Raw genomic sequence first — 13,769 nt, 5'->3', positions numbered from 1 at the left:
CTGGATGGGTCTGTCGCGTCGCCTCAGCATTGATGTGCTGCCGCCGCTGCTGAATTTCCGCTACGGCGAAAACACCGGCATCAATTTTGGCCTGTTTGGCGGTGGGACAGATGCCGCCCGCTGGGCGCTGATCGGCCTGTCGCTGGCGATCTGTCTGGTGCTGGTGCTTTGGATTGGGCGTGGCCAGGATAAGGGCGCAGTGATGCAGGTCTCGGCGGGGCTTGTCATTGGCGGGGCGCTGGGCAATGTCGCGGATCGCCTGCTCTATGGCTATGTGCTCGACTTTCTCAATATGTCCTGCTGTGGCCTGAAAAATCCCTATGTCTTCAATCTGGCGGATGTGTTTATTTTTGCCGGTGCGGCAGGATTGATCCTGTTTGAAGGCCGAATGAAAAAGCCTGCGTGACCTCCTTCGGGAAATAGGCTAAAACCGCGTTGAAACTGTCGGGAGTATTGGGGAAATGCGAATTCCTCTGGTGATTGTTGGTTTGATTGGGGCGTTGGCTGTTTCTGGCTGTGCGCAAAAAACCCTGCGGGATATTCGCAGCACCGGTACCGGCCCGGATGAATTTCTGATCCTGCCGCCCAAACCCCTGGCCGCACCGACAGACTATGCTGCCTTGCCGACGCCAACGCCGGGTGGGGCGAACCGAACGGATGCCAACCCGCAGGGCGAAGCTGTTGCCGCATTGGGTGGCAACCCGGATGCATTGGTGCCCAGCGCGGGTATCCCCTCGGGTGATGCTGGCCTTGTGACCGCGTCCAGCCGCTACGGGGTATCGCCAGATGTGCGCCAGGCCCTGGCTGCAGAAGATGCGGCTTTCCTCAAGCGCCGCCGCCGTGGTGGCCGGATCAAAATCGTTCCGGTGGATCGCTACGAGCAGATCTATTCCAAACAGACGCTTGATCCCTTTGCCGCCAATGAGGCCTTCCGGCGTGCCGGGGTCGCAACGCCTTCGGCGCCGCCTGCAAGCGGAGAGTAGCAGCCGTTTACTGTAGGCGCGTTTTGTCTGGCGCGCTGCTGCGCCGGTTTGCTGCGGATTTGTCTTGAGGCATTGTGGCCGGTTTTGATGGGCCGACAAAGCGCTCCCAATTTTCACGTTTGCGACAGTCATGCTTGCGCCTGCGCCACAGGGGGGTAGGTTGAACCCAAGAGACTTGGCGGTTCCTCTCTCCCACGAAAGGACAGCGCCCGCCAATACGCGCCATGCCCGCCTGGGCAAAGGCGACGACAAAAAGGAGAATGCCGAATGTTCCCAAGGATTGCCTTGGCAGCCACCGTGCTGAGCATCAGCCTGACCGCGCCCTTGGCCAAAGCGCAGGAAAGTGCCATAACGCCAGAGGAGCTGATCACCAGTTTTTCCCTGGATAACGGCATGGAGGTTGTCGTCGTCGAGGATCACCGGGTGCCTGTGGTGCAGCATATGGTCTGGTACCGGGCGGGCTCTGCGGATGAGCCCATTGGCCAATCCGGGGTGGCGCATTTTCTGGAGCATTTGCTGTTCAAGGGCACCGAAACCCTGGCGCCGGGCGAGCTTTCTGCCACCGTGGCCGCCAATGGCGGGCGGGACAATGCCTTTACCAGCTACGATTACACCGCCTATTACCAGCGGGTCGCCTCGGACCGGCTGGAGTTGATGATGCGGATGGAGAGCGACCGTATGGTCAATCTGCGCCTCTCTGAACAGGATATCGTCACCGAACGCGAAGTCATTCTGGAAGAGCGCAACCAGCGCACCGACAACAACCCACGCGCTCTGTTTGGCGAACAGCTGAACGCCGCGCAATATCTGAACCATCGCTATGGTCAGCCGGTCATTGGCTGGCGTCACGAGATGGAAGAGCTGGACATGGCGGATGCGCTCTCCTTCTATGGCACCTATTATGCGCCCAACAATGCCATTCTGGTGGTTTCTGGCGATGTGGATCCCGCAGAGGTCAAATCCCTGGCCGAGACCTATTATGGCGTGATCCCTGCCAATCCGGATCTGCCGCAGACCCGAGACCGCAGCAAGGAGCCGCCACAAAACGCTGAACGCCGGGTGATCTATCGTGACCCTCGCGTCGCCCAGCCCTATGTGCAGCGCGCCTATCTGGCGCAGGAACGCGACGCCGGAGCGCAGGAAACCGCCGCAGCGCTGTTTCTGCTGAGCGAGCTTTTGGGTGGCGGTACCACCTCTTACCTCGCTAATGCCTTGCAGTTCGACCAGCAGGTGGCGGTCTATACCGGTGCGTTTTATTCCGGCGTTTCACTGGATGCGACCAGTTTTGATTTTCTGGTGGTCCCTGCCGAAGGTGTGAGCATGGAAGAGGCCGAAGCGGCCCTGGATGCCAGCGTGGCAAAATTCATGGAAGAGGGGGTCGATGATGAGCAGCTGGATCGGATCAAGCTGCAATTGCGGGCCTCTGAAATCTATGCCCGTGACAATGTTGACGGTATTGCCAATCGCTATGGCCGGGCGCTGACCTCTGGGTTGACGGTGCAGGACGTGCAGGACTGGCCGCAGATTTTACAGTCGATCACCTCGGATGAGATCATCGCCGCCGCGCAGGACCTGCTGCGCCCCGAGGCCTCGGTGACCGGTTGGATGATGCGGCAGGAGGAGGCAGAATGATGCGTCTCAAATGGATTGCGGCGACCCTGTTCGCCTGTGTGACAGCGATGGCCCTGCCAGCCCAGGCGGAGATCAAGATCAACGAGGTGACTTCGCCGGGCGGCATCACCGCCTGGCTGGTCGAAGATCACTCGATTCCCTTTACCGCACTGGAACTGCGGTTTCGCGGTGGTACCTCGCTGGACGCGCCGGGCAAACGCGGCGCCATCTATCTGATGGCCGGGCTGCTCGAAGAGGGTTCGGGCGCGATGCGGGCGCAGGAATACACCCGCGCCTTGGAACAGCTGGCAGCGAGCTTCAGCTATGATGCGGATCGCGACAGCCTGTCGATTTCGGCGCGCTTCCTAAGTGAAAACCGGGAGGCGGCGGTCGCCTTGCTGCGCCAGACCCTGCAGGAACCCCGCTTTGATCAGGATGCTCTGGACCGGGTGCGGGCACAGGTGCTGGGGGGGCTGCGCTCGGATCTGAAAGACCCCAACAAGATCGCCGCCCAGGCCTTTGCCGGGATGGCCTATGGCGATCATCCCTATGGCAGCTCTGGCAAGGGCACGATTGCCACGGTTTCAGAGCTCACCCGCCAGGATATCTTTGCGGCGCATGAAGCGGTTTTTGCTCGGGACAGACTTTTTGTCAGCGCGGTGGGGGACATTACCCCAGCTGAACTGGGCGGGTTGCTCGATAGTCTACTGGGAGATCTCGCCGCAGAGGGCGCGCCTTTGGCTGGTCCGGCCGAGGTCGCTATTTCGGGCGGGGTGAGCATCGTTGATTATGATACGCCGCAATCGGTGGCCCTGTTTGGCCATATCGGGATCGAACGCGATGACCCCCGGTTTTTTGCCGCCTATATCATGAACCAGATCCTTGGTGGTGGTTCCTTTGACAGCCGCCTGATGGAGGAGGTGCGGGAGAAACGTGGCCTCACCTATGGGGTCTATTCCTACCTGGTGCCACAGGATCTGGCCGCGATCTATATGGGGCAACTGGGCTCGGCCAATGGCAAAATGGCAGAGGCCGTTTCGGTGATCCAGGGAGAGTGGCAGCGGCTCGCCAGCGAAGGCGTCAGCGATAAGGAGCTGACGGATGCCAAGACCTATCTGACCGGCGCCTATCCCTTGCGCTTTGACGGCAATGGCCGGATTGCATCAATCCTGGTGGGGATGCAGATGGATGAGCTGCCGATGGACTATGTGCAGACCCGCAATGACAAGATCAACGCAGTCACCTTGGAAGAGATCAACCAGGTCGCCAGCGAGGTGCTGCTGCCCGAAGAGTTGCATTTTGTCGTGGTGGGCCGCCCCGAAGGGTTGAGCGCCAGCCAGTGATCAAAGCCGGGACCGCCAGATGTTCCAGAACATGAGGGCAGCCTCCGCCCGAAGTGGCGAACGGGGCTGCCCGACCTATCGGTCGGGCTTTGCCAGATTTGTTAGGCTTTCTTCCCCGCAGCAGCGGCGCGCAGCATATGGCCCATCATCTCGCCAGTGCTGCCAGAACCACGCTGATAGAGCGCGCCATCCACCGCCAGCACCGTGCCACTGATATAGCTGGCCATATCCGAGGAGAGGAACAGGCAGGCATTGGCGACATCGTCACAGTCGCCAAGCCGTCCAAGCGGGATGCTGCGGGTCAGCCCTTTTAGCACCTCGGGGCTGGGGGCCAGACGTTTGGCGCCCTCGGTTCCGTCGATGAACCCGGGTACAACCGAATTGATGCGGATGCCCTCTAGGCCCCATTCCATGGCCAGAGTTCGGGTGATCTGATCAACCCCGGCCTTGGCGGCGCAGACATGAGCCTGGCCCTCGTAGGGGAGATAGGACTGCGGCGCCGAGATGCTGATGATGCTGGCGCCGGGGCGACGCAGATAGGGATAGGCGGCCTTCATCACATGGATGGTGCCCATCAGATCGATATCGATCACTGTTTTGAAGGCGTTGACCGACATATCCGCCGCCAGCGCCGGGAAATTTCCCGCCGCGCCAGAGATCAGCACATCCAGATCGCCAAAGCCCGCGTGGATCTTGCCAAAGCCTGCCGTTACCGCCTCCGGATCGCGCACGTCAAAGGCCAGGCCAAGGGTTTCTGCCGCGCCAAGTTTTTGCAGCGCCGCCACGGTATCATCCACCTTGTCTTGCGACCGGGAGGCCACAGCGATCCGCGCACCTTCGGCGGCAAAGCGTTCGGCAATACCGCGGTTGATGCCGCTGGTGCCGCCGATGACGGCCACCGTTTTGTCTTTGAAATCAAATGCGGTGGCCATCCTCTATCCTTTCCAGAAACTGGGCTATTCGCCGTAGGGCACCCAGATGTTTTTCACCTCGGTGGATTCTAACAGGAACTTGCTGCTGTGATCGACGCTCCAGTCAAGCGACGTTGCGTGAGCCACCCAGGTCCGTTTGAGGTTGAGCGCCGAGGCCTCCTCGATGGTCTTGGCCAGATCGACAGAAGCAAAGCTCCAGATGGCATCCACATTCATATGGGACGCCAGGGGCTGGGCCAGCTCTGTGCTGTCTCCGGTGAGGATATTGACCACGCCGGCCGGCACATCTGAGGTCTCCAGCACCTGATAAAAATCAGTCGCGGCCAGCGGGAAGGCAGAGGAGGCCGCGAGCACAACCCGGTTGCCCATGGCTATGGCCGGCGCCATCACCGAAACCAGCCCCAAGAGCGGCGCTTCATCGGCACAGAGCGCGCCAATCACTCCAACGGGTTCCTTCATCGCCAGGGCCACTGCCCGTATCGGGACGCCATGCGCCTGGCCATCGTATTTGTCAGCCCAGGCCGCCGCCGTGAACAAGCGCTGAATGGCGGCTTCGACTTCTTTTGCGCCGCCTTTCTTGCCGGTCATCGCATCGATGCGATGGGCAAACTCATCTGCGCGGGCTGAGAGGTTTTCGCCAATGTAATACAGGATCTGCGCCCGCAGATGGCCGGTGGTTTTCGACCAGGCCTTGGCACCGGCGGCAGCCTCAACCGCGTTGCGGATATCCTTGCGGCTGCCAAGGCCGACATGGCCCAACAACGCGCCGTGATTGCTGTAGATCGCCTTGGAATAGCCACTGTCGGGGCGCGCCTGTTTGCCGCCAATATACATCTTGGCGGTGCGGTCCACCGGATCTGCCGGATGGCTCGTGGCTTTGCCCGCAAAGGCTTTCACCGGGGCCAGCGCCTTGGCTTTGCCCTTGGGGCGGGTATAGGCGCTGAGACCTTCCCAGCCGCCTTCGCGGCCAAAACCGCTTTCGCGCACCCCGCCAAATCCAGCAGCTGCGTCAAACATATTGGTGCCATTGATCCAGACCACGCCGGCCACCAGTTTGGGGGCCAGATCCAGCGCCAGATTGATGTTCTCACTCCAGATCGTGGCGGCCAGACCATAGCGGCTGTTATTGGCCAGCTCCACCGCCTCGGCCGGGGTGCGGAAGGTGCAGGAGACCAGCACCGGGCCAAAGATTTCCTCCTGCATCAGCGGATCCGAAGGCGCGAGCCCTTGGATCAGCGTCGGCAGGTAGAAACAGCCCGTATCTGGCAGGGTGATATCCGGCTGATAGGTCTCTCCGGCCTGATTGGCCTCGACCAGTTTGGTGATGGTCTCCAGCTGCACCGGATCGACCACGGCGCCGATGTCGATGGATTTGTCCAGCGGGCTGCCCAGGCGCAGCTTATCCATGCGGGCCTTGAGTTTGGTGTAGAACTGCTCTGCCACACCTTCCTGCACCAAAAGCCGCGAGCCCGCACAGCAGACCTGACCCTGGTTGAACCAGATTGCATCTACCAAGCCTTCGACGGCGGAATCCAGATCGGCGTCGTCAAAGACGATATAGGGCGATTTCCCTCCCAACTCGAGCGTCAGTGCCTTGCCACTGCCGGCAGTGGCCGTGCGGATGCGCCGCCCCACCGAAGTGGAGCCGGTAAAGGCGATCTTGTCCACATCAGAGGCCACGATCATCTCGCCCACCTCCCCGTCGCCGGTGACGATATTGACCACGCCCTTTGGCAGGCCCGCCTGTTGGCAGATATCCGCAAACAAAAGCGCGGTGAGCGAGGTATATTCCGCCGGTTTCAACACCACGGTATTGCCCATGGCCAGGGCCGGCGCGATTTTCCAGGCCAGCATCAACAGGGGAAAGTTCCAGGGAATGATCTGGCCGCAAACACCAAGCGCCTGGGCGTCGGGCAGTTCGCTCTCCATCAGCTGGGCCATGCCAGCGTGATAGTAGAAATGGCGCTGCGCCAGCGGAATGTCGATATCGCGGCTTTCGCGGATCGGTTTGCCGTTGTCCATGCTTTCCAGCACAGCAAACAGCCGGGAATGTTTCTGCAACAGCCGGGCAATGGCATAGAGGAAGCGTGCACGGCCCGGCCCGCCGAGCTTTTCCCATTTTGGCTGTGCTGCGCGGGCGGCCTTAACTGCGGCATCCACATCGCCCTGGCTGGCCTGACTCAGGGTGGCCAGTACCTCGCCACTGGCGGGGTTGCGGCTGTCAAACCCATCTTGCGGCGCGGTGAAGGCACCATCGATAAAGTGACCAAAGCGATCGCCCTGGTCAACCAGCCAGGCCAGAGCCTCGGCTGCGTTTTCGGGGGCAGGGCCATAATCCATGGAGTCGAATTTCTCTTTGAGTGTCATGTCTGATTCCTGCCTCAGGCCGATGGGTGGCGGTAGCTGGCGGAGTAGGCGCCGGTGACGTGGTGCTCCAACTGGCGTTCGATGTCATTGAGCAGCGAAGAGGCCCCAAAGCGGAACAGATCCGGCTGCAACCAGCGATCTCCCAGCTCTTCCTTGATCAGCGACAGATAGACCAGTGAATCCTTGGCCTTGGAGATGCCGCCAGCCGGCTTGTAGCCAACCCGGAAACCGGTGCGATCGTAATAATCGCGGATGGCGCGGATCATCACCAGGCTCACCGGCAGGGTGGCGTTGACGCTCTCTTTGCCGGTGGAGGTCTTGATGAAATCCGCCCCCGCCATCATGCAGATCAGCGAAGCGCGGGCGACATTGCGCAAAGACCCCAGCTCTCCGGTGGCGAGGATGGCCTTCACATGGGCTTCCCCGCAGGCGGCGCGAAAGGCTTTCATCTCATCATAAAGCGCCTGCCAATTACCCGAGAGTACATGGCGGCGCGAAATCACGATGTCGATTTCCTTGGCGCCTGCCTTGACGCTTTCCTCGATCTCGGCAACCCGCAGATGGAAGGGTGACAGACCAGCCGGAAACCCGGTGGAAACCGCAGCCACGGGAATGCCAGTGCCCTCCAGCGCGGTGACGGCGGCGGGGATCATTTCGTGGTAGACGCAGATCGCGCCGGTGGTGATCGGCGGCATCTCCAGCGTCTGCAGGATATCGCCGCGGATCGGCTGACGCGCCTTGGCACAAAGGCGGCGTACCCGCTCTTCGGTATCATCGCCGGAGAGGGTGGTCAGATCGATACAGGTCACCGCCTTGAGCAGCCAGGCGGCCTGATGGTCCTTTTTGACACTGCGCCTTGCGGGCAGGGTGGCGCAACGGCGTTCAATTGCCGAGGTATTGGCCTGCACGCCCGCGACCCAATCCAGGTCAAGTGCCATGCCAGGGTTGCGCGGCTCCTGCGCCAGCGCCAGGGGCGTTGTATGTTGCAAAGTTTGGCTGTCCATTCCGGAGATCCTCAACAGAGTTCTGCGCGAAAGTCGCACGGGTGCGGCATATTGGCAAGCAAACCGAGCCCGCCGGTGCTGTATTTTTGACCTTTTGGAAAAATTACCCATCTTTTTTGCGAATAAGTCGCAATAGCATTGACTAAGTTGAGAATCATTCTCATATTCACCACAACAACTGACTTAAAGGAGGCCAAGGCCCGTGCGTATTGGACGATTTGCCCTTATGGGATTGATCATGCTGCTTGCCCTGCCAATGACAGCGGCGCAGGCGCTTGCCGAGGCACCGCTCAAATTGGTAGCAACTACAGGTATGATTGCAGATGCCGCCCGTCAGGTTGGGGGCGCTGAGGTTGAGGTCAAGGCGCTGATGGGGCCGGGCGTTGACCCGCATGCCTATCGCCAGACCCGCTCTGACATTGTGGCGATGACCCGTGCCGATCTGGTGCTCTGGCATGGGTTGTATCTTGAGGCCCAGATGGAAGATTTCTTCCATGATCTGGAGCGAAAACGCACAGTGGTGGCGGTGGCCGAGGGGCTGCCAAAGGATCTGCTGCGTGGCCATGACGACTATGCGGACAAATTTGACCCGCATGTCTGGATGACGCCCGCTCTGTGGAAATTGGTTGTTGGTGAAGTGCAAAAGGCGCTGACCCAGGCCCGCCCCGCAGCGGCGGAGGTCTTTGCTGCCAATGCCAAGGCACATCTGGCAGATCTGGACCGGCTGATTGCTTATGGTGGCGATGTTCTGTCGAAGGTTCCCGAAAACAACCGGGTCTTGCTGACAGCCCATGATGCCTTTGGCTACTTTGGCCGCGACTATGGGTTTGAAGTTCTGGGGGTTCAGGGCATCTCCACCCAGTCAGAGGCTGGCCTGAACCGCATTGGGGAGCTGGTCAATCTGCTGGTTTCCCGTGATATCAAAGCCGTCTTTGTCGAAAGCTCTGTCTCGGATCGTTCGGTCCGGGCGCTGATCGAAGGCGCGGCGGCCCAGGGGCATGTGGTCTCAATCGGCGGCGAGCTGTTCTCGGATGCAATGGGGGCCGATGGCACCTATGAGGGCACCTATCTGGGTATGCTGGACCATAATATGACCACCATCGCCAATGCCCTGGGCGCGGAAGCGCCAGCCAGAGGCATGGATGGCAAACTGTCGGCGGGGCTCTGAGCCATGTCTGTCGAGATTGTCAGCGCCCAGGGGGAAACACCCCCCACGGCGGCGCAGGATGCTAAGATTGCCCAAAGCCCACTCGCCATCCGTGGCCTGACGGTGAGCTATGGTGAAAAACCTGCGGTGTTTTCCGTTGATATGACGGTGGAGCCGGGCCAGATGACCGCCATCATCGGGCCCAATGGGGCGGGCAAATCCACCCTGCTCAAGGCGGCACTTGCTATTGTCGCACCGGTATCGGGACGGGTGACAATCTTTGGGCGACCGTTGGAAGAGCAACGCGCCCGTATCGCCTATGTGCCGCAGCGCGCCAGTGTGGATTGGGATTTTCCAACCCGGGTGATTGATGTGGTGCTGATGGGGCTCTACCGCGAGTTGGGCCTGTTGGGCCGGATCAAAGGCAACCACCGGGCCAAGGCGCTGGACTGTCTTGAACGCGTTGGCATGGCAGATTTTGCCTCTCGCCAGATTGGCCAGCTCTCTGGTGGCCAGCAGCAGCGGGTGTTTCTGGCCCGGGCCCTGGCCCAGGGGGCGGATCTTTATCTGCTGGACGAACCCTTTGCCGGGGTCGATGCGGCAACGGAAAAGGCGATTATCTCGGTGCTGAAATCCCTGCGCGAAGCGGGTAAGACGGTGGTGGTGGTGCATCACGACCTGGCGACAGTGGTGGAATATTTTGACAATGTCTTTTTGATCAACACCCGCCGGGTTGCCGAGGGGCCGGTGGCCCGCGCCTTTACCGAAGAGACCCTGCAGGCGGCCTATGGCGGGCGGTTGGCGACCACCCAGGTTAATCAACTGGCCAAGGCTTGAGGAGGCGGATCACATGCTTTTGGACGCGCTGACCCTGCAACTTGGGTACAATGCCACGTTGGTCGCCGTCGGCGCGGCCCTTTTGGGCACGGCTGCGGGCATCACTGGCACCTTTCTGTTTCTACGCAAACGGGCGCTGGTATCTGATGCGGTGAGCCATGCCACCTTGCCCGGTGTCTGCATTGCCTTTTTGCTGATGGCCTTTGCTGGTGGCGATGGCCGCAATCTGGCAGGGCTTTTGCTGGGCTCAGCCGTGACCGCTGGCATTGGCCTGTGGTGTATGAACTGGCTGACCCGCAACACTCGTCTGGCCGAAGATGCCGCCATTGGCGCGGTGCTTTCTGTGTTCTTTGGTTTTGGTATCGTTCTGCTTACGGTTATCCAGACCCTTGGTGTGGGACGCCAGGCCGGGCTCGAAGGTTTCCTGCTCGGCTCTACCGCCGGCATGCTCTACAGTGATGCGCTGGTGATCGCGGCGGGGGGAGCCTTGGCGCTTTTGGTGGTGTTGCTCACCCGCCGTCCGATGACTTTGGTGGCTTTTGATCCCGAGTATGCTGCGGCGCGTGGCCTGCCGGTGAGCCGAATTGACATGTTGATGATGGGGCTGGTCATGGCGGTGACCGTGGTGGGGCTGAAGATCGTCGGCCTGATCCTGATCGTGGCCCTGCTGATCATCCCAGCGGTCACCGCGCGGTTCTGGTCTGAGCGCTCCGATCAGGTGGTGCTTCTGGCCGGGCTGTTTGGCGGGGCTGCGGCCTATATCGGTGCGGCGCTCTCGGCCTCGGCACCGAACCTGCCAACCGGGCCGATCATTGTTCTGGTCAGCTTTGCGCTATTTGCCCTGTCTCTGCTTTTGGCGCCAAACCGCGGTGTCCTGGCCGCAGTGCTGCGGCATCAGCGGTTTCAGCGCCGGGTGCATCTGCGCCAGGGTTTGTTGGCGCTGGCCCAGGGACAGGCGATCTACGAGAGCCTCACTTTGCGCCTGCTGCGCCGCGCCGGATTGATGCGCGCCGATGGGGTCGCCACAGCCAAGGGCAAGGCCCGCGCTGCCAAGGCCCTGCGCGATGAACGACGCTGGGATGTGGTGCGCAGCGACATGACGCACGAGGCCGCAGCGGCGCTTTATGATGGGTTGCGCGACATCGAGACTGTGCTGACACAGGACCAAATCCAGGACATTGACCGCCAGATTGGTGGCCCAAGCGAGGTACCGGCATGAGCGGTGAAGAGTTTGTCCCCCTGTCGCTGACCCCGATGTTGATCGGGATCTTTGCTGCTGTGGCCTGCGCCCTGCCGGGGAATTTTCTTTTGCTGCGACGCCAGGCGCTGATTGGCGATGCCATCAGCCATGTGGTGCTGCCGGGTATTGTGGTGGCCTTTTTGCTGACCGGCATGATTGCCGCCTGGCCAATGATGCTGGGCGCTGCGGTGGCGGCGATTGTCGCCGTGGTGCTGATTGAGGCGATCCGCCGGTTGGGCCGGATCGAACCAGGAGCGGCCATGGGGGTGGTGTTTACCACCATGTTTGCAGGTGGTGTGCTGCTCTTGGAGCAGACCGATACCTCGGCAGTGCATCTGGATGTGGAACATGCACTCTATGGCAATCTCGAAAGCCTGATCTGGCTGGATGCCACCGGTTGGGCTTCGCTCTTGGATCCGCAGGCGCTGCGCCATCTTCCGGCAGAGCTGCCGCGCATGGCGCTGACCCTGCTGGGGGTGAGCCTGTTTACGGCGCTGTTCTGGCGGGCGCTCAAGATCTCCACCTTTGATGAGGGTTTTGCCCGCACCATGGGGATCCGCACCAACCTTTTGGGACTCGGTCTGGTGATTACAGCGGCGGTGGCCGCAGTGGCGGCCTTTGATGCGGTGGGGTCGATCATTGTCATTGCCATGTTCATCTGCCCGCCGGCGGCGGCGCGGATGATGACAAACCGGTTGGAGGGGCAGATTACCTGGAGCATTGTCTTTGCGGTGCTTTCGGCGGTGCTGGGTTACATCATGGCCGGCTATGGGCCGTTGTGGTTGGGCGGCGTTGATGCAGTCAGTGCGGCGGGCATGATCGCCACGGTCTCTGGTGTGATCCTCGCCGTGGCGGCGCGGTTTGGCCCCTGCCGCAGCCGCAGTGGAGCGCCAGTAGGCGCCTGAAGCATCTATTGGGCAGGGCCTAGCATTTGGTGGGCGTATCGGCTCCCGATTTTGTTCTCCTCTTGTTCGAAATTTACGCCGGAGGCAGTGGTAGAATCGGGTGAAGCTGCTAAATTTAGCGGTATGAGCACCCAAGACCCCCATATCAGCGACACCCATCGCCCGACCATTCGCCAATTGGACGACAGCGCCATCAACCGGATTGCCGCCGGAGAGGTGGTGGAGCGCCCGGCCTCGGCGGTGAAAGAACTGGTGGAGAACGCCATTGATGCCGGGGCGCAACGGATCACCATTGAGATCGCCGATGGTGGCAAGACCCTGATCCGGGTGACCGACGATGGCTGCGGCATGACCTCGCGGGATCTGCCGCTGGCGCTGTCGCGCCATGCCACCTCCAAGATCGATGGCAGTGATTTGCTCAACATCCATACTTTTGGCTTTCGTGGCGAGGCCTTGCCCAGTCTTGGCGCCGTTGGTCGGTTGACCATCACCAGCCGGGCAGAGGGGCATGACGCCTGCCAGATCCGGGTTGCGGGAGGCAAGATGGAGCCGGTGCGCCCTGCGGCCCTGCGGGCGGGGACCATCGTGGAGCTGAGCGATTTGTTTTATGCTACCCCGGCACGGCTGAAATTTATGCGCACGGATCGCGCCGAATCCCAGGCGATCAGCGATGTGGTGAAACGCCTGGCCATGGCCGAGCCTTCGGTGGGGTTCACCCTGCGCGACGTTTCGGGCGGCGGCGAGGGGCGTGTGACCTTTCGAGCTGATCCGCTGACCGGTGATTTATTTGATGCGCTGCACGGGCGATTGGCCTCCGTTCTGGGGCGTGAATTCGCCGAAAATGCGCTGCGGATTGATGCCACGCGCGAGGGGATTCGCCTGTTTGGCTATGCGGCCTTGCCGACCTATTCGCGCGGTGCTGCGGTGGCACAGTTCCTGTTTGTGAACTCGCGGCCCGTGAAGGACAAGATGCTGACGGGGGCGCTGCGGGGGGCTTACTTTGATTTCCTCAGCCGGGATCGCCATCCGGCGGCGGCGCTGTTTATTGATTGTGACCCGACTCTGGTGGATGTGAACGTGCATCCGGCAAAATCCGAAGTTCGCTTTCGCGATCCCGGCTTGGCGCGGGGTTTGATCGTTTCGGCGCTGCGTCATGCCCTGGCCGAGGCCGGGCATAGGGCGTCGACCACGGTGGCGGGCGCGACCCTGGGGGCAATGCGCCCCGAAGCTCCAACCGCCAGTGGTGCGGCTCGGGTCTATCAGATGGAGCGTCCCTCCTATGGCGCACGGCAACTTTCCTACGCGGCGCAATCCCCTGGTCAGCCGCAAACCACAGCCTATCCTGCGCCGCCATCGATGCCGGGTTTTGCGGAGCTTCAGGGCGAATACAGCGGCCGCGT

At 61.2% G+C, this 13,769-nt stretch carries 12 protein-coding genes; 9 read left to right on the top strand and 3 right to left on the bottom strand.

The annotated features are described in order from the left end of the window. The 4 genes from lspA to ABJP42_RS05615 all read left to right on the top strand — a co-directional run. A partial coding sequence (gene lspA / locus ABJP42_RS05630) for a signal peptidase II (RefSeq protein WP_348339140.1) occupies window positions 1-406 on the top strand: 406 nt, incomplete at its 5' end. A gap of 55 nt (window positions 407-461) precedes the next feature. Beyond that, on the top strand, window positions 462-983 hold the full coding sequence (locus ABJP42_RS05625; protein ID WP_348339138.1) for a DUF3035 domain-containing protein: 522 nt from the start codon (window positions 462-464) through the stop codon (window positions 981-983). A 267-nt stretch (window positions 984-1,250) separates the two neighbouring features. Beyond that, the gene (locus ABJP42_RS05620; RefSeq protein WP_348339136.1) at window positions 1,251-2,615 is read left to right on the top strand and encodes a M16 family metallopeptidase; all 1,365 of its coding nucleotides are present in this window, start codon (window positions 1,251-1,253) and stop codon (window positions 2,613-2,615) included. Beyond that, window positions 2,612-3,937 (top strand): M16 family metallopeptidase, encoded by a 1,326-nt coding sequence (locus tag ABJP42_RS05615; protein ID WP_348339134.1) that lies wholly within the window; start codon window positions 2,612-2,614, stop codon window positions 3,935-3,937. Before ABJP42_RS05620 ends, ABJP42_RS05615 begins: the two co-directional genes overlap by 4 nt. Window positions 3,938-4,038: 101 nt before the next feature. Here ABJP42_RS05615 and ABJP42_RS05610 read toward each other — a convergent pair whose 3' ends face one another. From ABJP42_RS05610 to deoC, 3 genes are read right to left on the bottom strand one after another with little or no spacing between them, the layout of a single operon-like run. Continuing rightward, window positions 4,039-4,869: an SDR family oxidoreductase gene (locus ABJP42_RS05610; protein ID WP_348339132.1), complete on the bottom strand. Its 831-nt coding sequence runs from the start codon at window positions 4,867-4,869 to the stop codon at window positions 4,039-4,041. Between the two features lie 24 nt (window positions 4,870-4,893). Further along, window positions 4,894-7,236, bottom strand: a complete 2,343-nt coding sequence (locus tag ABJP42_RS05605) for an aldehyde dehydrogenase family protein (protein WP_348339130.1) — start codon at window positions 7,234-7,236, stop codon at window positions 4,894-4,896. Window positions 7,237-7,250: 14 nt separating this feature from the next. Then, window positions 7,251-8,240 carry a deoxyribose-phosphate aldolase gene (gene deoC / locus ABJP42_RS05600; RefSeq protein ID WP_348339128.1) on the bottom strand — a complete coding sequence of 330 codons (990 nt, stop codon included), beginning with the start codon at window positions 8,238-8,240 and terminating at the stop codon, window positions 7,251-7,253. 226 nt (window positions 8,241-8,466) lie between these two features. Between deoC and ABJP42_RS05595 the strand changes: the two genes are divergently transcribed. The 5 genes from ABJP42_RS05595 to mutL all read left to right on the top strand — a co-directional run. Continuing rightward, the gene (locus tag ABJP42_RS05595) at window positions 8,467-9,408 is read left to right on the top strand and encodes a metal ABC transporter solute-binding protein, Zn/Mn family (protein WP_490363190.1); all 942 of its coding nucleotides are present in this window, start codon (window positions 8,467-8,469) and stop codon (window positions 9,406-9,408) included. A gap of 3 nt (window positions 9,409-9,411) precedes the next feature. Next, complete coding sequence (locus tag ABJP42_RS05590) at window positions 9,412-10,224, top strand: metal ABC transporter ATP-binding protein (protein ID WP_348339126.1); 813 nt, start codon at window positions 9,412-9,414, stop codon at window positions 10,222-10,224. A 13-nt stretch (window positions 10,225-10,237) separates the two neighbouring features. Further along, window positions 10,238-11,443 carry a metal ABC transporter permease gene (locus ABJP42_RS05585; protein WP_348339124.1) on the top strand — a complete coding sequence of 402 codons (1,206 nt, stop codon included), beginning with the start codon at window positions 10,238-10,240 and terminating at the stop codon, window positions 11,441-11,443. Beyond that, complete coding sequence (locus ABJP42_RS05580) at window positions 11,440-12,369, top strand: metal ABC transporter permease (RefSeq protein WP_348339123.1); 930 nt, start codon at window positions 11,440-11,442, stop codon at window positions 12,367-12,369. Before ABJP42_RS05585 ends, ABJP42_RS05580 begins: the two co-directional genes overlap by 4 nt. A gap of 123 nt (window positions 12,370-12,492) precedes the next feature. Further along, window positions 12,493-13,769 (top strand): DNA mismatch repair endonuclease MutL (mutL, locus tag ABJP42_RS05575; RefSeq protein WP_348339121.1); only part of this gene is annotated, 1,277 nt, incomplete at its 3' end.

This window comes from Pseudophaeobacter sp., from assembly GCF_039971195.1.
Classification (GTDB): Bacteria; Pseudomonadota; Alphaproteobacteria; order Rhodobacterales; family Rhodobacteraceae; genus Pseudophaeobacter.
The sequence above is the reverse complement of the archived record's forward strand: the minus strand, read 5'-3'. Positions and strand labels throughout refer to the sequence as shown.